This window comes from Mycetocola sp. CAN_C7, from assembly GCF_015752285.1.
Taxonomy (GTDB): domain Bacteria; phylum Actinomycetota; class Actinomycetes; order Actinomycetales; family Microbacteriaceae; genus Mycetocola_A.
Genome location: NZ_JADOUY010000003.1, coordinates 1 through 22279 on the forward strand (window position 1 = coordinate 1; position 22279 = coordinate 22279).

The 22279-nt window shown below is 66.5% G+C and carries 21 protein-coding genes and 1 pseudogene; 14 read left to right on the top strand and 8 right to left on the bottom strand.

Annotated features, from left to right (window positions below; all coding sequences use genetic code 11):
- Positions 1-870 (top strand): annotated as a pseudogene (locus IWX78_RS06710) (hypothetical protein); the annotation flags it as partial.
- Positions 871-1110: 240 nt separating this feature from the next.
- On the opposite strand, the gene IWX78_RS06715 reads toward IWX78_RS06710, so the two are convergent.
- Together IWX78_RS06715 and IWX78_RS06720 are read right to left on the bottom strand one after the other, a co-directional pair.
- Positions 1111-1779 (bottom strand): hypothetical protein, encoded by a 669-nt coding sequence (locus IWX78_RS06715; RefSeq protein ID WP_196832763.1) that lies wholly within the window; start codon positions 1777-1779, stop codon positions 1111-1113.
- A gap of 39 nt (positions 1780-1818) precedes the next feature.
- Positions 1819-2052, bottom strand: coding sequence for a hypothetical protein (locus IWX78_RS06720; RefSeq protein ID WP_196832764.1), 234 nt, complete (start codon positions 2050-2052; stop codon positions 1819-1821).
- Positions 2053-2357: 305 nt separating this feature from the next.
- Here IWX78_RS06720 and IWX78_RS06725 point away from each other — a divergent pair, with 305 nt between their 5' ends.
- Together IWX78_RS06725 and IWX78_RS06730 are read left to right on the top strand one after the other, a co-directional pair.
- Entirely contained in the window at positions 2358-2795 is a 438-nt protein-coding gene (locus IWX78_RS06725; RefSeq protein WP_196832765.1) for a hypothetical protein, read from the top strand.
- Between the two features lie 77 nt (positions 2796-2872).
- Positions 2873-3328, top strand: coding sequence for an anthrone oxygenase family protein (locus tag IWX78_RS06730; RefSeq protein ID WP_196832766.1), 456 nt, complete (start codon positions 2873-2875; stop codon positions 3326-3328).
- Positions 3329-3374: 46 nt separating this feature from the next.
- On the opposite strand, the gene IWX78_RS06735 is transcribed toward IWX78_RS06730, so the two are convergent.
- Positions 3375-3962, bottom strand: a complete 588-nt coding sequence (locus IWX78_RS06735; protein WP_196832767.1) for a helix-turn-helix domain-containing protein — start codon at positions 3960-3962, stop codon at positions 3375-3377.
- 66 nt (positions 3963-4028) lie between these two features.
- On the opposite strand from IWX78_RS06735, the gene IWX78_RS06740 reads away from it, so the two are divergent.
- From IWX78_RS06740 to IWX78_RS06750, 3 genes are all read left to right on the top strand, one after another.
- The gene (locus tag IWX78_RS06740) at positions 4029-5009 is read left to right on the top strand and encodes an NAD(P)/FAD-dependent oxidoreductase (RefSeq protein WP_334684607.1); all 981 of its coding nucleotides are present in this window, start codon (positions 4029-4031) and stop codon (positions 5007-5009) included.
- A 219-nt stretch (positions 5010-5228) separates the two neighbouring features.
- Positions 5229-5474, top strand: coding sequence for a hypothetical protein (locus IWX78_RS06745; RefSeq protein ID WP_196832769.1), 246 nt, complete (start codon positions 5229-5231; stop codon positions 5472-5474).
- Positions 5475-5633: 159 nt separating this feature from the next.
- Positions 5634-5927 (top strand): DUF1905 domain-containing protein, encoded by a 294-nt coding sequence (locus tag IWX78_RS06750; protein ID WP_196832770.1) that lies wholly within the window; start codon positions 5634-5636, stop codon positions 5925-5927.
- A gap of 64 nt (positions 5928-5991) precedes the next feature.
- Here IWX78_RS06750 and IWX78_RS06755 read toward each other — a convergent pair whose 3' ends face one another.
- Both IWX78_RS06755 and IWX78_RS06760 read right to left on the bottom strand, forming a co-directional pair.
- Positions 5992-7578, bottom strand: a complete 1587-nt coding sequence (locus IWX78_RS06755) for a M20/M25/M40 family metallo-hydrolase (RefSeq protein WP_196832771.1) — start codon at positions 7576-7578, stop codon at positions 5992-5994.
- 295 nt (positions 7579-7873) lie between these two features.
- Positions 7874-8677, bottom strand: a complete 804-nt coding sequence (locus IWX78_RS06760) for a hydroxypyruvate isomerase family protein (RefSeq protein ID WP_196832772.1) — start codon at positions 8675-8677, stop codon at positions 7874-7876.
- A 140-nt stretch (positions 8678-8817) separates the two neighbouring features.
- On the opposite strand from IWX78_RS06760, the gene IWX78_RS06765 reads away from it, so the two are divergent.
- The 7 genes from IWX78_RS06765 to IWX78_RS06795 are packed head-to-tail and all read left to right on the top strand — an operon-like array spanning position 8818 to position 18048.
- A complete protein-coding gene (locus tag IWX78_RS06765; protein ID WP_196832773.1) occupies positions 8818-9702 on the top strand; it encodes an NAD(P)-dependent oxidoreductase in 885 nt (294 codons plus the stop codon).
- Positions 9699-11762, top strand: a complete 2064-nt coding sequence (locus tag IWX78_RS06770) for a beta-galactosidase trimerization domain-containing protein (RefSeq protein ID WP_196832774.1) — start codon at positions 9699-9701, stop codon at positions 11760-11762. The genes IWX78_RS06765 and IWX78_RS06770 overlap by 4 nt, the downstream gene beginning before the upstream one ends.
- Positions 11752-12690 (top strand): D-2-hydroxyacid dehydrogenase, encoded by a 939-nt coding sequence (locus tag IWX78_RS06775; RefSeq protein WP_196832775.1) that lies wholly within the window; start codon positions 11752-11754, stop codon positions 12688-12690. Before IWX78_RS06770 ends, IWX78_RS06775 begins: the two co-directional genes overlap by 11 nt.
- Before the next feature lie 60 nt (positions 12691-12750).
- Positions 12751-14061 carry an ABC transporter substrate-binding protein gene (locus IWX78_RS06780; protein ID WP_196832776.1) on the top strand — a complete coding sequence of 437 codons (1311 nt, stop codon included), beginning with the start codon at positions 12751-12753 and terminating at the stop codon, positions 14059-14061.
- Positions 14061-15038: a carbohydrate ABC transporter permease gene (locus IWX78_RS06785; protein ID WP_196832777.1), complete on the top strand. Its 978-nt coding sequence runs from the start codon at positions 14061-14063 to the stop codon at positions 15036-15038. Before IWX78_RS06780 ends, IWX78_RS06785 begins: the two co-directional genes overlap by 1 nt.
- On the top strand, positions 15038-15937 hold the full coding sequence (locus IWX78_RS06790; protein WP_196832778.1) for a carbohydrate ABC transporter permease: 900 nt from the start codon (positions 15038-15040) through the stop codon (positions 15935-15937). The genes IWX78_RS06785 and IWX78_RS06790 overlap by 1 nt, the downstream gene beginning before the upstream one ends.
- The gene (locus IWX78_RS06795) at positions 15934-18048 is read left to right on the top strand and encodes a family 10 glycosylhydrolase (protein WP_196832779.1); all 2115 of its coding nucleotides are present in this window, start codon (positions 15934-15936) and stop codon (positions 18046-18048) included. The genes IWX78_RS06790 and IWX78_RS06795 overlap by 4 nt, the downstream gene beginning before the upstream one ends.
- A 168-nt stretch (positions 18049-18216) precedes the next feature.
- On the opposite strand, the gene IWX78_RS06800 is transcribed toward IWX78_RS06795, so the two are convergent.
- Positions 18217-19266 (bottom strand): LacI family DNA-binding transcriptional regulator, encoded by a 1050-nt coding sequence (locus IWX78_RS06800; RefSeq protein WP_196832780.1) that lies wholly within the window; start codon positions 19264-19266, stop codon positions 18217-18219.
- Positions 19267-19353: 87 nt separating this feature from the next.
- Here IWX78_RS06800 and IWX78_RS06805 point away from each other — a divergent pair, with 87 nt between their 5' ends.
- Positions 19354-19872: a putative immunity protein gene (locus tag IWX78_RS06805; RefSeq protein WP_196832781.1), complete on the top strand. Its 519-nt coding sequence runs from the start codon at positions 19354-19356 to the stop codon at positions 19870-19872.
- Positions 19873-20011: 139 nt separating this feature from the next.
- Here IWX78_RS06805 and IWX78_RS06810 read toward each other — a convergent pair whose 3' ends face one another.
- Positions 20012-20824 (bottom strand): PIG-L deacetylase family protein, encoded by an 813-nt coding sequence (locus tag IWX78_RS06810; RefSeq protein ID WP_196832782.1) that lies wholly within the window; start codon positions 20822-20824, stop codon positions 20012-20014.
- The gene (locus IWX78_RS06815; RefSeq protein ID WP_334684608.1) at positions 20821-22017 is read right to left on the bottom strand and encodes a glycosyltransferase; all 1197 of its coding nucleotides are present in this window, start codon (positions 22015-22017) and stop codon (positions 20821-20823) included. The genes IWX78_RS06810 and IWX78_RS06815 overlap by 4 nt, the downstream gene beginning before the upstream one ends.
- Between the last annotated feature and the right edge of the window lie 262 nt (positions 22018-22279).

Here is a 22279-nt window from a genome sequence, read left to right on the forward strand (position 1 = left end):
TCGGTTCCCGTGAACGTCGGCGGAAACGCCGTTTCGGTCGTCGGGGACTCCTCGTCGGCGGACTCGTCGGCTGCGACCGGATCGGGTTTTGGAGCAGTGCCGGCCACAACCTCGGGTGATGACGCCATCGCTGGAGGGAGCCAGGTCTCACCGGGCGTGACTGTTCCGGTCACGCTTGGGGGCAACAGCATCAGCGTGCTGGGTGATTCCTCCAGTGCTGGTTCGAGCACTGGCGGTTCTTCTGCTGAGGTTCCTGCACGGACAGATGGTTCGTCCACCTCGGGTGACGAGAGTGTGCTCGGTGGGACGCAGGTTGTTCCTGCTGTGACGGCTCCGGTTGCCGTCGGCGGCAATGCGGTTTCGGTGGTCGGTGACTCGGCTGCTTCGGGTTCGACGACCGGTGGTTCTGTGGTTCCTGCTGGCACCGATGGTTCGTCCACCTCGGGTGACGAGAGTGTGCTCGGTGGGACGCAGACCGCTCCGGTGGTCAGCCTCCCGATCGACCTCGGTGGAAACAGCGTTGCCGTCATCGGTGACACTTCGACCGATGCTGCGGGAACAGTGGTCACGCCGACCACTCCGGTCGTCCCCACGGACCCGACCGAGCCCACCACTCCCATGGTTCCTGGCGACGGACCCGGTGAAGGTGTCAGCGCATCCGGAACGGACGCTTCCACGGGCGCGCAGGTGGCGGCATCCACAACGGACGTATCCATGGCCGGGCAGGTGGCGGCATCAGCCACCGATCCTCAGCTGGCTGAAACCGGCACAACCAGCGCGGCACTGCTGCTGCAGCTCGCTGCGCTGATGATGTTGCTCGGAGCCGCGACGGTGCTGTTCGGCCGCACGCGCACAATGCAGCGCAACTGACGCCGTTTGGGATGGCCCGATCGGCCGTGCTGGTCGGGCCATCCGGCGCGCGTGCTGCACTTCTTTGTCGATGCTGCAGTTGCAACTGCAGCATCGACACAAAGGTGCAGCATGGGTGAGCCGCGGCGACACAAAGGTGCAGCATGGACACAAAGGTGCAGCGGCGACACAAAGGTGCAGCATGGGCACGCGACCGCAGCTTCGATGCGGGGAGTGGCCACTCGGCGAGAGCGCGCCTGGCTACGACGGGCGCCGCTTCGAAGACGGCAGTCCGTCCTGCGTGAGGATGTCGTACAACTGCCGCGGCGGATACAGATGCTTCGGTTCCCACCGTGAGACGCGACCGACAACCTGGCGAAGCTGGTTCTCGCGGTTCTTCTCGTCGATGACGGCCTCCGCGGCCGTGCGCCCGCGCAGGAACGCCGGGTCCGTGTACTTCGACCTGCCGTCGCACTCGCCCGCGTGGTCGAACTCACGCCAGTAGAAGTCGGGGAGTGCCGTCGTGCCGTTCGGGAGCCGGATCCGCACCTGCAGTTCCGGTGCCGGAAAGCCGAGCAGATGGATCTGAACCCGACTGTGCGACTCTTCGACGGAGTCCGACAACGAGGTCGCGAATGCCGCGGCGGCGCGAGCACGCGCAACTCCAGGTTGACCTGCACTTCGCTCGATAACGGCCTCGATCTCGTCGCGGGTGCAGAGCGGGCCTCCTGTTCGCCGGGCATAGAGGGCCGAATCCATCGCGGCCACGGCATCCGGGAATCGCATCGTTCGGGCGACGTCGACGACGCTCTGCGCCGGCGACGTCAGCGCCAGCCCGTCGAGCTCGACGATCTCGAGGCTCGCCAGTGGGCGCGAATGCCGGGCGAGCGCCCCACTCGACCGACCACCGTTCGAGCGCCCGACCTCCACATCGATCAACGTCGGCCACGAGCCCAGGATGCGGATGCCTCAGATCGCGCACGCCGCGAAGTACGAGAGGACCACACCTGAGCGAGAACGGTCGACAGCCTCGAGCGCCCGGAGCCGGTGCCGCTCCATCGCCTCGAGCGCCACCCATTCCGCTGCAGGCAGATACGAGCCACGGGCGAACCGGACGATGGTGCCCTTCTGGCTGTGCGAGCGCAGCACGGCATCCGTCGTGCCGAGAAGGAGTTGCTCGCGTCGTCGAATCGTCTGAACCACAGAGTTCAGGATGCCGGTGGCGCACGATCCGCGACCGAAATCGCCCCACCTCGGGGTAATCGGGGCGAACGACCCGGGTTGTGGAGGAACGGTGGTGAGGGCAGTGGTGTCGCTCGGTCGATGCTGCACTTCCTTGTCGATGCTGTAGTTGCAACTGCAGCATCGACACAAAGGTGCAGCACGGGTGAGCGCCGACGCCACCCGCACCCAAGCGCCCGCGACCCCCCGGGATCTCATCCTCTGGTCGGGGCCCGGTCATCCTCCGAGCTGATCCGCTGGCGCCGCCGACGCGCTGAACTGGGAACATGGCACTTCTTCCCAGGCTCACGGCCGCCCTCGTGCTTGCGGCGACGGCATCCATCGCCCTCAGCGGATGCTCCGTCGATTCCGTCGAAAGCTACCTGCGCAACGCGCACGAAGACCACTTCGCGACCTACGACACCGCGGCTGAAGACTGGGTCGGCGGCGAGATCCCCGGTTGGATCCCGACGGATGCCACCGGCATCCGTCGCATCGCAACCAGGGATGAGCGGATCTCGACGATCCGCATCGAATCGAGCAGCCCGCCGCGCGGCGAGTGCGTGGAGCAGCCGCGCATCGGCGCCCCTGTGCTGACCGCGACCTGGTCTGCCGCCGAGCGCCCTGACATCGTTCTCGTCTGCGGTGGCTATGAGATCATGCCAACGAACGATGGCTGGCTCGGCTGGCTCTACAACCCGAAGGAGCCTGGTCGACTGTCGTAGCGCTCCGGTGGCTTCGTGCGGCACACTCGAACCATGACCCCGCGCGCACCGAAACGTTCCTCCGAGACCGCTCCCGTATGACGGACTGGGTGCCGTTGGTCGCTGGCGTGCTGACGGCCGTCGCCGGTGGCTTCTACTTCGCGTTCTCAGCTGTGGTGATGCCCGCCCTACGTCGGCGACCTTCCGCCGAAGCGGGAGCAGCCATGGTCGCGATCAATGTACAGGCGGTCCGCGCCCCATTCATGATCGTGTTCTTCGGTGCCGCCGCGGCTTCGATCGGGGTGCTCGTCGTTGCGGTGCCTGATATCCAGAACGGGCTGCCGCCCCTTCACGCCGTCGGTGCCGTGCTCTCGGTGCTGAGCTGGATATCGACCGTTGCCGTCAACGTTCCGCTGAACACCCGCCTCGGTGCAGCATCCGACCGGGCATCGGCGTGGGACGCGTTCGACCGGCCGTGGACGCGCGCGAACCACCTGCGAACCTTTCTCTCGGTCGCGGGCGCGGTCGTCCTGCTCTACCCCTGGCCAGCCTGAGAAGTTCGCGTGGGTGCTCGCAGCGACCGCAACGCCCGATGCCGCGTCAGTCCCCGGCCTTCTGCGGCTTCGCGCGCACATGCATCCGTTCGCCCTGCTTGCTGAACAGGCTGAGGAACTCGACCACACTGTCGCCTGCCCGACCGAACCAGTGCGGCGTCTGGGTGCTGAATTCTGCAGCCTCGCCCGCTGCGAGGACGAGGTCGTGCTCCCCGAGAACGAGCCGCAGCTCACCTTTGAGAACGTAGATCCACTCGTATCCCTCGTGGGTTTTCGGAGCGGGCTCGTTGCGCGGCGACGACGCAGGGATGACGAACTTGAACGCTTGCAGGCCGCCGTTGTCGCGACTCAGCGGAAGCACCGTCATGCCGAACCGCTTCAGCGGCCGGATGTGGATGCGTGGATCCCCGGTCGCAGGCGCCCCGACGAGTTCGTCGAGCGGAACGCCGTGCTCCCGGGCGAGCGGCAGCAGCAACTCGAGGTTCGGGCGGCGCTGCCCCGATTCGAGCCGCGACAGTGTGCTCACCGAGATGCCCGTCGCTGTCGACAGGTCGGCGAGGGTGACCTGTCGCCGCAGCCGCAGCGCTCGCAGGCGCGGCCCGACGGCGGTGAGGATCTCTTCTGTGGTTTCCATGACCCCAGTTTGCCATTGCAGCAACAAAGCTTGTCAATACGGATGCTCCGGGGCGACCCTATGAATATGACAAACCACACCACTCCCATTCTCTTCGATGCGGTCATCGTCGGTGGCGGCGCCGCCGGGCTCAGCGCTGCGACCGCGCTGGGCCGCTCGCGCCGTTCCGCCGTCGTGATCGATGCGGGCGAGCCCCGCAACGCTCCGGCATCCGGTGTCCACAATTTCCTCACCCGTGACGGAACCCCGCCCGCCGAGCTGATGCAGCTCGGTCGCGCCGAGGTCGAAGGTTACGGTGGCACCATCATCCGCGGCACCGCCATCTCAGTCGAGCGGACGGACGCCGGTTTCGCCGTCACCACGGACGACGGCGACGTGATCGCCGGCCGTCGCCTCATCGTCACGACCGGACTCGTCGACGAACTCCCGAACATCCCCGGCCTGCGCGAACGCTGGGGTCGAAACGTGCTGCACTGCCCCTACTGCCACGGCTGGGAGGTGCGCGACCACGCGATCGGCATCCTCGCGACCGGACCGGCCGCCATGCATCAGGCCATGATGTTCCGGCAGCTCAGCGACCGTGTGACCGTGTTCCTGCACCAGGCACCTGAACCGACCGACGACGAGCTCGACCAGCTTGCGGCCCTCGGCATCGACCTCGTGCGCGGACGCGTCGCGTCTGTGGAGGCATCCGGAACAACGCTGAGCAGTGTCACCCTCGAGGACGGATCGGTCCACCCGATCGAAGAGCTCGTCGTCGCCCCGATCTTCACGGCGCGCAGCGAACTGCTCGAGTCGCTCGGCGCCGAGGTCACCACGCACCCGATGGGCATGGGCAGCTTCATCGAGGCGGATGAGTTCGGTGCGACGTCGGTCCCCGGCGTATGGGCGGCAGGCAACGTCACCGACCTGATGGGCCAGGTCGTCACCTCGGCCGCGCAGGGTCTGCGTGCGGGGGCGGCCGTCAACGGCGACCTCATCCTGCAAGAGGCCCGGGATGCCGTGACCGCCTACCGCGCAACCCGCGCCGAGGCGCTCGTCGAGTAGGGCCACTGCCGGAGTGCTGCTCGAGCATTCGAGTACTGCGGTTGCACCATCAGCACCGGAATGGAACTGCAGCGCTCGCGCCCGCGACCCACTTGCGGCCGGAACGACGGTTGCCGGAACAGCACTGTCGGCGGCTGTCAATACCCTTGTTGCAGGCGGGGTGAACCCGTTCAATGGATCATGAGGGGATGCCGGTCATGGCATCGGGTGGAGGGGACCATGAACGACGTAATGGTGTCCGGTGCGGCGCAGTCGTCCAGCATGGATTCGGGGGGCCACCCGCACCTCTCCGAATCGCTCGGCGCCGATGGAATCTTGGCGCTGCTTGCTTACGAGGAATCCCACGGCAAGAGAGATGCAGTCGTCGAGGCGCTGACCGAACGGCTTGCGGCGGTGCGCAACGGAGTCGAGCCGAGCGGTCCGCTGGGGGAGCGGCTGCCCCGGCCTCTCCCGAAGGTGGAGTAACCCGCTCGCATCGGCGGCTGCTCCGCCATCCCTCCAAATTCAGGAGGTTCTGGCGACACGCCGTTGTGGGCACGCCGCTAGTCGGCGTGTCGGAGTGAATCTCCTGAATTTGGGGCACGTTCCTGAATTTGCAGCAGCGAGCGCCGGTTACCATCAGGCATGGACTTCGACTTCACTGCTCCACTCTGGGCCTGGAGCGGCAATGCCGCGTGGTTCTTCGTGTCGCTGCCGGCGGAGGCGAGTGACGACATCCGCGAACTGCCACGGATGCCGCGGGGTTTCGGCTCGGTCAAAGTACGCGTCACCGTCGGCAGCTCGACCTGGGACACGTCGGTGTTCCCCGACAGCACCGAGGGCGTCTACATCCTCCCCGTGAAGAAGGCCGTTCGTGCCGCTGAGGGGATCGGCGAGGGCGACCCCGTGCCGGTACATCTGCAGCTGATCGAGCTGTAGGCACACAGCACTCGGGGCCCCCGCGCGATGCGCAGAGACCCCGAGGCCTTTTCATGCGGGAGCGTCAGCGTCCCTTGTCGTATCCCTTGTAGCCGAACTTCTCCGAGCCATGGTTCTTGCCGTAGCTCTTGTTGTTGTGGTTTTTTCCATTGCCCTTGCCGTGACCCTTGAGGGTCTTGGCTTCGGCGTAGACGACCGTGGCGTGAGCGATGGCGTCAGCCATCTGTCCGAGCACCTTCTGGTCGATGTTGTTGATGTCGTCGCACGCCGCGTGGTAGCACGGGTCGTACGCGGCGCCGGCCGTGCCGCCGAAGATGGCGGCCTCGTCCACGGTCTTGCGACCTTCAGCTCCGGTGAACAATCCACCAGCCGGGATGCCGTTCTCGATGAACGCGAAATAGTCACTGCGTCCGTCGAACGCGGTCGGTGCCGTCTCGAGTCCCTGCGAGGCGAAGTAGTCCTCGAACGTGGTCTCGATGGCATCCGATCCGGTCGGCCCTTCGGTTCCGAAGGCGTCCCCGTTTCCGTCATAGACGAAACGCACCGCGTTGGGCGAGCCGACCATGTCGAAGTTGAGGTTGGCGGCGTGCTGCGCGATCTGTGCGGCACTCAGCTGGGCGACGTAGTAGTTCGAGCCGAGGAGGCCGTCTTCTTCACCGCTCCAGAATGCGAAACGCACCTTGTTCTTCGGAACGATCTTCGTCTTGGTCATCTGGATGGCCGTCTCGAGCATCGAGGCGGTTCCCGAGCCGTTGTCGTTGATGCCGGGGCCTTCAGCGACGCTGTCGAGGTGTCCACCGACGACGATCGTCTTGTTGACGTCACCGAACCGGCTGTCTGCGAAGAGGTTGAAGGTGTTCACGGTCTCGATGTGCGCATCGAAGGCAAGGCGCACTTCGGCGCCGGCCGTGTTGGCGAGTGTCTCACCGAGCGCAAAGGTCGTCGTCGCTACGGGGAGCGAGAAGATCGTGTCACCCAGGGTGCCGCCGAAGAGGGCCTCGCGGTCCTCGGACTCGCTGGCGTTGCCCTGGTTGAAGATGATCACGCCGACGGCCCCGTTGGCGAGGGCATTCTCGGCTTTCGTGCGGAAGTCGCAGGTACCCCGCTGTACGAGGGCGATGCTGCCGGCGGTGAAGTTGTCGAAGTCGGTGTCTTCACAGGCGCTGGTGGAGGCGCGGTCGCCGACGAGGTTGACGTCGACGGCCTGCACCGCACCGGAGATGTCTCCCTCTGAGGCATTCGTCGCCTCGACGAAGTCGACTCCGTACTCATAGCTGACGGTGGTGGGCGCGGTCTGGTCGAGGACGGCGGTGTCGACGACCGACTTGTCGTAGGTGAACGGCTGGCGCCAGGTGGTGTAGCCCGCCTTCTTCAGTTTCGCTTCCATGTACGCAGCGGATGCCACGTGGCCAGGCGTTCCTGCTGCACGGTTGCCGCCATTGGCATCCGCGACTTTCTGGAGAGCCTTGAGGTGTTGATTGACTCCGGTGGCGGTGACAGCCTTGCGCAACTGCTGCGAGACCGACTTGTTGCCGTTCCCGTTTCCGTTGCCGTTGCCCGCGTATGCGGGGCCCGCGAAGCCGACGGCGATCAGTGCACCGGTCGCGAGGGTTGCCCCCAACATGGTGCCCAGTTTGCGTCTCTGAATCATGTATTGCTCCTTCTGTGGAGTGTGACAGTCAGACCGGGGCCTCGTTGCCCCGGCACAGTGTTCCTGAGAGTACCCCCGAATGTGGGCCATGGGTGTCGGCCATTTGGGGGACACGTGCGAGGGTTTCCGGGGCTGGCTGGAGTGGCATTCAATTGCCGATGCTGCACTTTCTTGCCGATGCTGCTGTTGCAACTGCAGCATCGCCACATAAGTGCAGCATGGAGGCGGTGCCGACCGCTGAAGCTGCAGCATCGGCGCGCAACTGCGTCACGACGAGGGCGAGCCGCCCGTGCCCTCAGCTTCGCTTGGTCATCCAGTCGAAGCTCTCGACCGTCGGCCCGTGCGGCCTGTACTCACAGCCGACCACACCGTCATAACCGGTCGCTTCCACCGCAGTGAAGAACCCGTCGTAGTCGATCGTTCCGGTGCCCGGCTGCCCGCGACCCGGGCTGTCAGCGATCTGGATGTGCCCGATCCGCGGCGCGAGCTCGGTCACGGCGGCGACCACATCCACCCCGTTGTTCGTCAGGTGATACGCGTCGAACAGCAACCGCACCGCGGGCGAGCCCACACGGTCGATCACAGCGCAGGCGTCGTCGGGGGTCGCGAGCGGATAGTCGCCGTTCTCTCCGGAACTCAACGGCTCGAGCAGAATCACTCCGCCGATGTCTGCAAGGTTTTCCGCCGCCCTGGTCAGGTTTCTGACCGCGGTCAGATCCTGCAGGTCCGGGTCGACGCCGGGCAGGCGCTGGCCGTACAGGGCGTTGAAGTGGCGGCATCCGGTGCGTTCCGCGATCTCACGCACCACCACGAGGTTCGCGTCGAACGCATCGGTGGCATCCGGGTGCGAGAGGATGCCGCGGTCGCCCGCCGGCATGTCGCCCGCGTAGAAATTCAGGCCAGTCAGCCGCACTCCTGCGCGGTCGAGAGTGTCGACGAACGCCGTGATCCTGGCGCTCGACGGCGCCGGATCAGGGGTCGGATCGGTGAACGGCCACCAGCATTCCACGGCGTCGAAACCGGCCGCATGGGCAGCGGCCGCTCGGTCGGTGAACGCCAGCTCGGGGAACAGGATCGACAGATTTGCGGAGAACTTCATAATGCGCGCCTTCCTCGACGGTGAAGAAATTGGGTCTTGACTTCCGAATTGGTATATCGAAATACTAAGGGAAATCGATATACCTCGCGAGGGTTCTTTCGCGCCGGATCGGTTCGCTCGGATCAAAGGAGATTGAACGCATGACTGTCATCGGATTCATCGGCCTCGGTGTGATGGGACGGCCCATGGCCGCCAACCTCGTGAACGCCGGCCACGACGTCCGGGGTTATGCGCGATCCGAATCCGCCCGGGCAGGCCTCGCCGACCTCGGAATCACCGCCGTTGACTCCGTGGCAGCAGCCGTCGCCGGGGCGGAACTCGTTCTCACGATGCTCCCCGACTCTCCCGACGTCGAAGCGGTCGTCCTCGGCGACGACGGCGTCCTCGCCAGCATCGAGCCGGGCGCCGGCTACATCGACATGAGCACGATCACCCCGGAGTCTGCCCGACTCGTCGCCGACCGCCTCCGTGAAAAGGGGCATGCAGTGCTGGACGCCCCCGTCTCGGGCGGAGAGGCCGGAGCCCAGGAAGGCACCCTGTCGATCATGGTCGGTGGGAACGCCGCAGACCTCGACCGTTGGCGAAATGTTCTCTCCGCGATGGGAGGCACCATTGTTCACGTCGGCGATTCCGGCTCCGGCCAGGTCGTCAAAGCGGCCAACCAGCTGATGGTCGCCGGGCACCTGCAGATGCTCGCCGAAGCCATCGTCTTTCTCGAAGCCCAGAAAACGGATGTCGGCACGGCGCTCTCGGTGATCGCCAAGGGCCTCGGCGGTAGCACGGTGATCGACCGCAAGGTGAACGGCGTCCTCGCCGAGAACTTCCGCCCCGGGTTCCGCATCGAACTCCACCACAAAGACCTCGGTATCGTTCGGGATGCCGCCCGCAAGACCGGCACCGCGCTCCCCGTGACCGCGCTCATCTCGCAGTTCGTCCAATCGCTGGTGACCCGCGGCGACGGCGGGCTCGACCACTCGGCGCTCGTGACCCTCGCCCGTGAGGCGAACGTGGGAGCCCGCGCATGACGATGACGATCCCCACCGACGACGCGACTGCAACCGATGAGCGGACCGGTTGGTGGAACCACCCGTTCCAGATGTTCCAGACCAACCTCCGTGAGATCGACGCCGACCTCGATGTGGATGCCGCTCTCACCGCCGTCGAGGAGCACGGCGCCGGCGTCTGGCTCCTCAACGTCGGCGGCATCCTGTCTCACTACCCGACCGCACTACCGTTCCAGACCCGCAACCCCGCCCTCGCGGGGCGTGCGAGCGGGGACCTCGTCGGTGACGCGATCACGGCGGCGCACGCACGCGGCATCCGACTGCTCGCCCGGATGGACTTCTCGAAGATCTCCCCGCGCATCGCCGACGAGCACCCCGAATGGTGCTTCGTGTCTGCGTCAGGCGAGCGACAGGTCTACGAAGGACTCGTCAGCGTGTGCCCGAGCGCCGGCTACTACCAGGACCGCACGCTCGACATCCTCGACGAGATCCTCGACCGCTACCCGGTCGACGGGTTCTTCTTCAACTGGTTCGGTTTCAACGAGGTCGACTACGGCGGAACCGTGCACGGCGTCTGCCATTGCGCCGCATGCCGCAGCGGATTCACCGCTCTCACCGGGATCACCGAGCTTCCGACCGGGGCCGCCGACGAGAGCTACCTCGAGTGGAAGCGGTTCGCCAGTCGCACGATCGACGCGCTCACCGATCGCATCCGTCGTCACATCCATGCTCGCAACCCGGAAGCCGGGCTCATTCTCGGTCGTTCCGCCGACATCCTCTTCCACGAGGCCAACAACGCGCTGGGGCGCACGCTCTGGCCGCACGCCACCTCCGACTCGGTGAGCGGCTTCCGGATCTCGCAGCCCGAGAAGGCCGTGCTCGTCAACGCCGTCACCTTCTTCGACATGCCATACCGGATGGCCGGCGAGCAGCCCGAGATGTTCGCCGAATACCTGACCCAGGCCATCGCGCGCGGGGCCAACCCGTCGACGTACATCATGGGAGCACCCGGACGCATCGACTACGACTGCCTGCCGGCCGCGGCCACGGTCACCCGTTTTCACCGCGACCATCGGGCGGTCTATGACGGGCTGGCCCCCGCTGCGACGGTCGGCCTCGTGCGCCCTGACCCGCTGAGCTCCCCACCCGCGCGGCATGCGGAATCGGTCGCCGAGTTTCGCGGGCTGTTCCTTGGTCTGATCGAACGGCACATCCCGTTCGATGTCGTGCCAGCCGAGTCGCTCAGCCGCATCCCACTCACACGATTCCGCGTTCTCCTCGCTCCCGACCTCGCCGCCCTCAGTGATGATCAGGATGCCGCCTTCGCTGCGTTCATCGCGGACGGCGGCCGGGTCCTCGCCACAGGAGCGACCGGCATCCGACCGGACGGGACCACCGCGAACTGGGTGCCCGCGTCGCGTCAGACCGCGACCGAGAGTGACGCCCACTCGCTCAAGTCGTCGTACCTGCAACTGCAGCCCGCCGAGAGCATCGAGGGCTCGACGGTGATCGCGCGCTACGGCCGCCAGCACATTCTCGACTGGAAGGCCGGCGTCGAGCGACGGCAGCGGATCATCCCGTCTGCTCCATACGGGCCGCCCGAGAAAGCGTATGGGCACATCGCCGGTGACCACTTCGCCTGCGGAGTGCTCGAGTCCGGGGCCGGCCGGGTCGTCCAGCTGGGCTGGCTGCCTGGGATCGCGTACACCGGCCTCACCCTGACCTCGGTGCGGGATGCTGCGATCGACCTGGTCGCCGAGCTCGCCGCCGGCAGTCTCCCGGTCACCGTCGACGCGCCCGAACAGGTCGAGGTCATCCTTGGTCGATCGGCTGCCGGGCTCGTCATCCACCTGCTCAACCATTCCGGCCAGCGTCGCAACGGCTTCGGCCCGGTCGTGCCGATCGGAGCCGTACGACTGCGGGTCGCCGGCGTCGCTGGTTCCGCTACTCGCCTGCTCAGCCCGACGAATGACCAGTCGGAGCCGCAGACGACCAGGGACGGCGAGGACCTCGTCGTCGAGTTCGGTCCGCTCGACCGGTTCGCGGTCATCGTGATCGAGGGGGCCGACCATGTCTCCTGACCACGAGATCGTGCTCGTGCGCGGCGGTGAAGGAGAGCGCCTCGTTGCCGCGCTCCGCGAGGAGCATCCGTCTCTCGAGATCGTGACGGACGCGGCGTCGGCAGCCGGCGAGATCACGGTAGCCGCGGGCCGGGTGCACGACGACGAACTCGCGTCGCTGCCCGCGCTCGACTGGGTGCACTCGTGGGCGGCAGGAGTCGAGGGTGATGTCGGCCCCCAGCTGCGGCAGAGCGGCATCACCGTGACCTCCTCAGCAGGTAACGGTGCGATCCCGCTCGCTGAGCACGCGCTCATGCTGACCCTGATGCTCAACCGGGATGCCCCGCGCTGGCTCGCGGCGCAGCGCGCCGGCCGCTGGGACCGGTTCACACACGCAGAATTGCACGGCCTGACGATGGGTATCTACGGATTCGGCAACGTCGGGCGCGAATTGGCGACGCGGGCCCGAGCATTCGGCATGCGGGTCGTCGCCCTGCGCAGGGACCCGAGCCGTGACACCGAGCTCGTCGACGAGATGTTCGGGCCGGAGGGCATCCATGAATTCGCTGCACTGTGCGACGTGCTCGTCGTCACTGCTGCCAGCACGCCGGAGACACACGGCGCCATCGATGCTTCCGTGCTTTCCGCACTTCGACCGGGCGCTTCTCTCGTCGTGGTGTCGCGGGGCGGAATCGTCCGCGACACCGATCTGCTGGCAGCATTGAAATCCGGGCCGCTCGCCGCGGCAGGACTCGACGCGCACACGGTCGAGCCGCTGCCAGAAGATTCGCCGTTCTGGACCCTCCCCAACGTTCTCGTGACACCGCACAACGGTGCGACGACGCCGGCGACCGCCGCCAGGGGAGCGGAGATCTTTCGCGCCAACCTGCGACGACGCCTCTCCTCCCGCCCGCTCCTCAACCGTGTCGACGTCACCGCCCTGGTCTGACGCCGACATCCGCTTCACCCTCACATCATTCATACAAAGCCGTATCGAAAGAAGGACACCATGCAGGACGTCAACCGCAGAACCTTTCTGACATTCACCGGCCTCGGAGCGCTCTCGATCGGCGCCCTGGCACTCACCGGATGCGCACCGGGAACCTCGGGTAGCGCCGGAGGAGGCGGCGGTGCGGCCGCAGGAACCATCCGGTTCGCCTGGTGGGGCGGCGTCGACCGGCAGAAGGCCTATATCGCCTCACTCGACAGTTTCAGCAAGTCCTTCCCCGAGATCACGGTCGAGCCCGAGTTCGGCGACTACGACGCTTACCAGGAGCGGATGACCACGCAGATGGCCGCCCGCGACGTGCCCGAGGTCTTCTGGATTCCCTCACCCCAGGTGCTCACCTACCGGGATGCCGGAATCTACCGGCCGCTCGACGACATCGATGCGCTCGACCTCAGCGCCTTCACCGACGCCGAGATCAAGCTCTTCCAGCTCGACGGTGAACTCAACACCCTGCCGAAGTCGATGTTCAGCCCGATCCTGCGGTACAACAAAACGTTCCTCGACCAGGATGGCGTCACCATCCCCGAGAAGCTGACCTGGGAAGGCCTCTCCGAACTTCTCATCGACTACGCGAAGAACAACTCCGGCGGCCACAAGGGCACCACGTACGGTGCGTACCACGACATGCCGTTCGAGTCGTACCTGCGCCAGCGCGGTGAAGACCTGTGGACGAAGGACGGCAAACTCGGCGCGAGCACGGAGAGCGTCGCCGAGTGGATCAACTGGTGGGAGACGCTGCGCAAGGCGGGCGCGACCACAAGCATCAGCGAGCAGGACGGCATCCAGCCGGGCTGGGGCGACACCGGCGGCAAGATCCTCATGAGCTTCGCCAATTCCAACCACATCGTCGACGAAGCCCCGGTCTTCCCGGACTACGAATTCGACCAGCGTGACCTGCCGGCATTCGCCGACGCAGAGGCCGGCTACCACTTCACCTACTACAGCCGGTTCGCGATGTACCAGGGCACCGAAGACGACCGGGTGGCCGCGGCAGCCGAGCTGATGAACTTCAACCTCAACTCGCTCGACCTGCTCAAGCTCGTCGGCCTCTCAGCGGGCGCTCCGCCCAGCGCGAAGCTCCTCGACTCGTACGAGTCATCGGCGTCTGCCGACGAGCAGAAGGTCATCGCGAGCACGCGCGACGTCGCCACGCGCGAGCAGCGCGCACGGTCGGAGGCTCCGGCCGGATCCGGCACCTGGCGTGACATCCTCGTGCGTGAACTCGAGGGCGTGACCCTCGGCGATCGTTCGGTGAAGGATGCCTCGAAGAACTTCGTCTCGGCCGTCACCTCGGAGATCGAGAAAGCGTAATGACTGCTCTCTCAGACAGGGGCACCATCGAGCCCCCGGAATCGCCCCCGGAATCCACCCCGGCACCGACGCCAGCGAAGAAGCGCAGACGCGGCGCCTCCCACGAGCGACAGGGGTGGATCGCCCACATCTTCCTCCTGCCGTGGATGCTCGGGATGATCCTGGTCACGGCCGGACCGCTCGTGGCATCCGCCGTGCTGGCGTTCACCGACTACGACCTGCTCACGACGCCCGAGTTCATCGGCTTCGACAACTTCACCCGGATGGCGGAGGACGAACGTTTCTGGGCTGCGGTGCGCGTCACTCTGCTCTACGTCGTCGTTTCGGTTCCGCTCCAGCTCGGGTTCGCGCTGTTCCTGGCGATCCTGCTCGACAAGGGGCTTCGGGGGCTGTCGCTGTACCGCAGTGCGTTCTACCTGCCGTCGCTGCTCGGTGGGAGCGTCGCGATCGCGATCCTCTGGCGTCAGATCTTCGGTGACGCCGGGCTGATCAACACCGCGCTCGCCTTTTTCGGGATCGAGGCGGACAGTTGGCTGCAGAACCCGGACACCGCGCCGTGGACACTCATCGTGCTCAACGTGTGGACGTTCGGTTCGCCGATGGTCATCTTCCTCGCCGGTTTGCGTCAGATCCCCGAGGAACTACTCGAGGCTGCTGAGGTCGATGGTGCCGGGCGAGTGAGACGGTTCATGTCGATCACCATTCCGCTGCTTACCCCGATCATCTTCCTCAACCTGATCCTCCAGATGATCAGCGCGTTCCAGGCCTTCACGCAGGCGCACGTCGTGAGCGGAGGGACCGGCGGGCCTCTGGACTCCACCCTCTTCTACACGCTGTACATCTACCAGGAGGGTTTCCGCAGCTTCGACATGGGCTACGCCGCAGCCATGGCCTGGGTGCTCCTCATCGTCATCGCCGTCGCGACGGGCGCCAACTTCATCGCCTCGCGGCGCTGGGTCTACTACGGAGACGAATAATGGTCATCGCACATCCCACCCTCGATTCGCTCAACCCCGACCTCGACGAGAAGAAGCCACCGCGGCGTTCGAACGGGCGGGGGAAACGGCTGCTCCGGCACATCTTTCTGACGATCTTCGCGCTGCTGATGCTCTATCCGCTGCTCTGGATGGTGGTGAGTTCGTTCAAACCGAGCAATCTCATCCTGTCGCAGACCGGACTGTTCCCGAGCGAAGTGACGACGGAGAACTACACCGGCGGCTGGGATGCCCTCGGTACCCCGTTCACCACCTTTCTGGTCAACTCGGGCATCGTCGCTGTCGGCTCGATCCTCGGCAACCTGTTCTCCTGCGCCCTCACCGCGTATGCGCTGGCTCGGCTGAACTTCCGCGGCAACAAGCTCTACTTCGGCCTCGCACTGCTGACGATGATGCTGCCGTTCCACGTGCTGATCATTCCGCAGTACATCCTTTTCGCCGAGATCGGCTGGATCAATACCTATGCGCCTCTGCTCGTTCCGAAGTTCCTCGCGACGGACGCCGTCTTCATCTTCCTGATGGTGCAGTTCATCCGCTCGATCCCGAGGGAACTCGACCACGCGGCGATGCTCGACGGTGCCGGGCCGTTCCGGATCTTCTGGTCGGTCATCCTGCCGCTCATGCAACCGGCGCTGATCACCACGACGATCTTCACCTTCATCTGGACGTGGAACGACTACTTCGGGCCGCTGCTCTATCTCACGAAGACGAAGCTCTACACGGTGCCTGTCGCCCTCAAATCGCTCGTCGACACAGAGACACAGAGCGGGATCGGCATCATGTTCGCCATGTCGCTCGTCTCGCTGGTGCCGATCCTGCTGTTCTTCCTCTTCGCCCAGAAACACATCATCAAGGGCATCGCGACGACGGGAATCAAATGACCACCATCACAACGACGGCGACGAGCCTTCCCACCCCGGCTGCCCGCTGGTATGACGGCGAACAGCGCTGGACTCAACTCACCTTCGTCGAAGACGACCCGCTCACCTTCGACCTCGCCGAGTGGGCGGATGTTCTGGAGCGCACGTCATCGACGGCGATCTGCATCAGCGCCGGAGGCTATATCGCGTTCTATCCCACGAAGATCCCGATGCACTACCGCAGCATGCATCTCGGCAGCCGCGATCTCCTCGGCGAGGTCGTCGACCTCGCCCGGTCTCGCGGGATGTCGGTGATGGCTCGAATCGACCCGCACGCCGTGCATCAGGATGTCGTCGACGCGCATCCCGAGTGGATCGCGCGTACCGAAGACGGGAAGCACTTCGAGCACTGGGCGTTCCCTGGCACGTATGTCACCGATGCCTACGGTGATTACAACTGGGAGTTCACCACCCAGGTGGCCCGTGAGATCGCCGCGGACTACGACGTGGACGCCATCTTCGCCAACCGGTGGCAGGGCCACGGTCCCTCGTACACCGAGACGGCGCGGCGGTTGTTCCGCGCGAACAGCGGACTCGAGTTGCCGACATCGGCCGACGCGCCCGGCTCCGCTCTCTGGTCGACCTACCACCGCTGGAGGCGGTCACGCCTGAGCGAACTCGTAGCCCACTGGGATGAGCAGGTGCGTGCGGTCAAACCGTCTGTCCGCTTCATCCCCAATCTCGGGTCTTTCGCCGCCGGTGAACTCGACGACGCGGTCGCGCGCGACCACGTGCCGTTCTTCCTCGTCGATCATCAGGCTCGCAACGAGGGGGAGACGCAGTGGGCGGCGGGCCGCGACGCCAAGCGCACCCGCTCGATCTATCCCGACAAGCCCGTCGGACTCATCACGTCTGTCGGCCCCGAGTCGCACGGCTACCGCTGGAAGGACTCGGTCAACGCGTCTGCTGAGACGGTCGGCTGGATCGTCGACGGATTCGTGCACGGGGCCTTCCCCTGGTTCACGAAATTCGCGGCACGCATCCACGACTCGCGCTGGATCCCCGCGGTGGAGCGTGCGTTCGGATTGCACCGCGACGTGGCCTCGCTCTGGCAGGGGAGCCGTCCGGCCGCGGAGGTCTGTGTCTGGGACGTCGACGGTCCGCTCGTCACCGACCGGGTCCGCAGGGCGGGCATCGGCATCTATCAGGCTCTCGTCGAACTGCGGGTGCCGTTCGAGTACGTGAACGACCGCAGCCAGCATCGGTTGCTCGCGCCGGAGACCCGCCTCGTCATCCTGCCGGAGGTCAGCGAGATCGCCGCGGAGTCGGCATCCGCTCTGCGTCGTTTCGTGCAGGACGGAGGCTCACTGGTCGTCATCGGCACGGGCCCGCAGACGCCGGACGGACGACTGCTGGTCGGCGACCTGCTCGGGGCGGAACTGGTCGAGCGGCGCGACGGGATCGTGAGGAACAATTACATTGTTCCCGCCGCAAACGGCCGGCTGCACCGAGGATTCGATGGGGCCACACGGATCATCGGAGGCACACGACTGGCGACCTTCGAGACGCCAGCTCACCTCACCGTGGACTGGCGATTCGTGCCTGATCACCCCGACCTGCCGATGGAAGAGGTGTATCCGCGGTCGGAAGCCGTGACGCCCGCGGTGTTCGGTGGTGCTGTCGGGGACGGGCACGTCAGCGTGCTCGGCTTCAACGCTGCGGAACTGTACGGAGAGGTTCTGCTGGAGGACCACCTCATCCTGCTCGGCAACGCCGTGCGTGAGGGCCTCGGCGACGAGCCCGCCGTGGAGATCACTGGTGCCGGGCTGATCGACTCCGCCGTCTGGGCAGGCGAGAGCGACTACGCGATCGCGTTCGCAAATCTCACCGGGCCGATGGCGATGCGGGGCCAGCAGCGCGACGTGTGGCCGCTCGACGGACTGACCGCGTCGATCGACCTTGCGCGGTTGTCGACCGCGGTCGGCCGGAGCCTCGGAGCCGGTGACATCACGGTCGACGTGTTCGACGGTGACGAGGTGAGGCGTGCCGACTGGAGCCTCGACGACGCCGGCCGGGTCGTCGTCGTGCTGCCGACCGTGTTCGAGCTCGGGCTGGTGCGGGTCTCCTGGTGATGGCGGCGCTCGGGTTCTGAACGTTCTGGCCTGTGCTGCACTTTCGTGTCGATGCTGCTGTTGCAACTGCAGCATCGACACACAAGTGCAGCATGGATGCCGCGGGAGCCGCTGGAAGTGCAGCGCGGGCATGGAAGTGCAGCATGGTGCCGCGGGGGCGGGTGTGCGCTAGACGCGGGGCGCAGGCCCGGTCGACGCTCGGACGACGAGCACCGGCTTCTCGAGCGGCTCGTCGGTGACTTCTTCACCGAGCAGTCGGATGAGCTTGGCGGCGGCCGCCCGGCCGCGCTGCACCGCGAAACGTTGCACCGTGGTCAGCTGCGGATCGACCCACTCGCCGACCTGAAGGCCCTCGTAGCCGACGACGGAGAGGTCCTCGGGTACCCGGAGTCCACGACTCTGTGCCGTGCGCATGCCGGCGATCGCCATCGTATCCGTGCCGTACATGATGGCAGTCGGCGGAGCATCCAGATCGAGGAGCTTCCTGGTTTCCACGGCGGCCGCATCCGGTGAATACTCGGTGCTGATCACCGCAAGCGGGGTGATGCCGAGCGCGGCGAGCGTGTCTTCGACGGCGCTGCGGCGGATGTTCGGAAGCACGAACGCGGACGGCCCACCGATGTAGGCGATGCGGCGGTGGCCGAGGTCGACGAGGTGCTTCACCGATTCGGGGATGCCGGCGTTGGGTGGGTCTGCGTCGATGTACTCGACGACGCCGGGCTTCCACGGTGTTCCGACGAGGACGGCGGGGAGGCCGACCTCTCGCATGAGATCGAACCGGGTGTCGTCGATCAGCGAGCTGGTGAGGATGACGCCGTCCATGCGCTGCCGCTCGGCGAGGTTGCGGTAGAACGTGGTTTCGTCATGAGAACCGACCATGAACACGTTGAGCAGCAGCCCGTATTCGCGCGGGGCGAGGACGGATTCGATGCCCGAGATGAGGCCGACGCTTGCGGCCCCGACATCCGGTGTCTCAGAGGAGCTGTTGAGCACGAGGCCGATCGCCTGCGCACGAGCGGTGCGGAGAGCGATGGCGGCCGGGTTCGGGGTCCAGTTGAGGGTGCGGGCAGCCTCACGGATGCGGGTACTCGTCGCCTCGGAGATGCGGCCGTTTCCGTTGAACACCTTGGAGACGGCTCCGGGGGAGACGCCGGCGAGAGCCGCGACGTCAGAGATGGTCGCGCGGCCGCTTTTGCGAGGTGGAAGCTGTGTGGTCAATGGATTTCCCGTCTGCTGCCAGTTTATTGCTCGGGCAGTGCGCGCGGTGTGCATGTCGGGCCCCTGCTGCTCGTGCACACTGGTCGGATGCCGATCCTGCCGACAGAGCGTGACCCTCGTCTCATCACCATCCGTCGTGGTGGGACGCTCACGGATGCCGATCATCACCTCCTCGCGGAGTGGGCGGCCACCTGCGCCGAGCACGTTCTGCCTCTGTTCGAGCGTGAAGCTCCCGATGACGACAGGCCCCGGCGCGCCATCGACATGACCCGGGCGTGGATCCGCGGTGACGTGCCGATGAAGGACGCCCACCAGATGTCGTTCGGGGCAAACGCAGCAGGCAAGGAGCTCAGCGACGCCGCACGATTCGCCGCTCTGTCGGCTGGGCAGGCTGTTGCCGTCGCACACGTTGCCGCGCACGATCTGGGCGCAGCCGCATATGCGATCCGCGCCGTCGCGGCATCCGGTTCGGCAGAGGACGCGGACGAGTTGCGCCTCGGTGAACGCGACCGGCAGCGGGAGCAGCTGCCAATCGGCATCCGTGATCTCGTTCTCGAGGATCAGCGCACGCGAAGCCCGATCTGCTGGAACGTCTTCGACGACTGACCGCTCGTCGGGTAGGCAGACTCGTCTCGACTCCCGTGCTGCACTTCCTTGTCGATGCTGCAGTTGCAACTGCAGCATCGACACACAAGTGCAGCATGGATGCCCCGAGCCCCCACGAACCCGGGGACCGGGCCGCGGCTTAGTGCTGGTCGAGCAGCTCGCGCAGGTCCCGCAGCGAGAGTGCGGGCACATCGGCGGGTTCGACGATGCGCAGCCCGACGTCGGTTCCGATCGGATGCCGCTGCCCACCCGAGTGCACGATGTCGTCGCCCACAACGGTGAGCTGGCTCGCGTGGCAGCGGAGCGCGGCGGTCACACGGTCGTGGTGCCCGGACAGGGCGAACCATTCGGCGGCATCCGACTGCGTCTCGAGCAGTTCGGCATACGGAATCCCCGCCGTGACGGATGCCGCCAGAGCGGCCTCACCGATGCGCACGTGGTCGGGGTGGCCGTATCCACCGTCGGAGTCGTAGCTGATCACGAGCGAGGGCTGTTCGAACGCGAGCAGCGCGGCGACGTCGTCCACGACCTGGTCGAGTGGCACGACCGAGAGGGCATCGGCATCCGCATCGCCGGCCGGGCCGGCCAACCCTGGGCGGATCCACTCCATTCCGGAGTCCCGGTAGCGCCGTAACGGCAGCCCGGCCGCCCGGGCCGGCTGTTCACCGAGCCAGTACTGCGCGCTGATGCCCAACGCGGCCACTGCGCCGGCCAGCTCGTTCTCGCGGGCGCGGGTGAGGGCATCCGCGTCGGTGTCGGCAGGGAGTGCACCGGAGACGATCTCGCCACGTTCGCCGCGGGATGCCGTCAGCAACGTCACCCGCACGCCGCGCGCGACGAGTTCGGCGATGAGCCCGCCGGAGGCGAGTGTTTCGTCGTCGGGGTGCGCGTGGGCGAACAGCACGGAGCTGACGCCGTCGAGAATGCCGGGCGTGGGGAGAAGATCGGTCACGAAGCGAGGTCCGTTCGGTGGTTCAGGAGTCGGGTGTAGACGTCGGCGGTGGCCGCAGCGGTGCGGTCCCAGGTGAAGCGTTCGGCACGGACGCGCGCTGCGGTGCCGATGCGCGCGGCGAGGGCGTCGTCGGTGAGGAGCCTGCTGATGGCATCCGTCCACACGGCGGGTTCACGCGAGTCGAGAAGCAGCCCGGTGACCCCGTCGTCGACCGCCTCGAGCAGTCCGCCCGATGCTGTCGCGACGACCGGGATGCCGCTTGCTGCGGCCTCGAGGGCGACGAGTCCGTAGGTTTCGGAGTGTGACGGGACGAGCAGCATCCTGGCGCCGCGCAGCAGGGCGGCGAGGTCGTTCCGTGACTGCGGGCCCACGAAGCGGATGCCGTCGGCCAGGCCGTGCGCATCGGCGTGCGCGCGCAGGTCGGCCGGGTAGGAATCGTGGCCGGTGGTCGGTCCGCCGGCGAGGACGAGCTCAGGGCGGATGCTGTCCGGCAGCGCCGCGATCGCCTCGATGGCGAGGTCGAGTCCCTTGAGCGGTTCGAGGCGGGCGGCCGCGACGATGTAGCCGGGCCGGGCGGCCGGCGTGGTTGCGGGGATGAAGAGGTCGGCGTCGACGCCTGGGGTCACCACGACCACGTGCGCGGGGGAGGCGCCGAGACGCTCGACGACGGTGTCGCGTTCGGCGGAACTGACCGTGATGACCGCGTCGGATGCCTGGGCGAGGTGCGCTTCACCGAGCATCCGTCCGGGGGATTCGGGGCGTTCACCCTCGGAGAGCGGGGTCGACGGGTCCGCGGCGATGCTATGGAAACTCTGCACGTGCGGGATGCCGCGGCTGCGGGCGTACTCGAGCGCGGCTTCTCCGGAGAACCAGTGGTGTGAGTGGATGACGTCGTAGGGGCCGAGCGGTTCGAGGGCGCGACGAAAGTCAGGGATGAAGCCCTCGTGGTCGCCTTTGACGCGGCGTTCGGCTGGGCCCGCGTCGAGGTGGCGGATAATCACGCGCGGTGCGAGCTCGTGTGCCGCGGACCCTGCAGGGTCGGTGCGGCGGGTGAGGATCTCGACGGTGTGGCCCTGGGCGGCGAGCGCGATGGCTGTTGAACGGACCGCGACATTCATTCCGCCGACGTCACCGCTGCCCGGGTCGTCGTCTGGCGACGTGTGCAGGCTGATCAGGGCGATGTGGAGGGTCACTCCGCGAGTTTACGCGGCATCGGCTGTGTGTTGCTCCGGGGGCGGTTCGCTCGCGCCGTGCCCGTGCTGCAGTTTCGTGTCGATGCGGCACTTTCAGGACCGCGCGCGGCATCCGTGCTGCACTTTCGTGTCGACGCTGCAGTTGCAACTGCAGCATCGACACACAAGTGCAGCATGAGCACCGCGGCGGCGACGGGACCGAGCGGGCGCGGCCGAGCCGAGCGGCACCACTCCCCGGACACCCGGCGTTCACCTCCGCGTC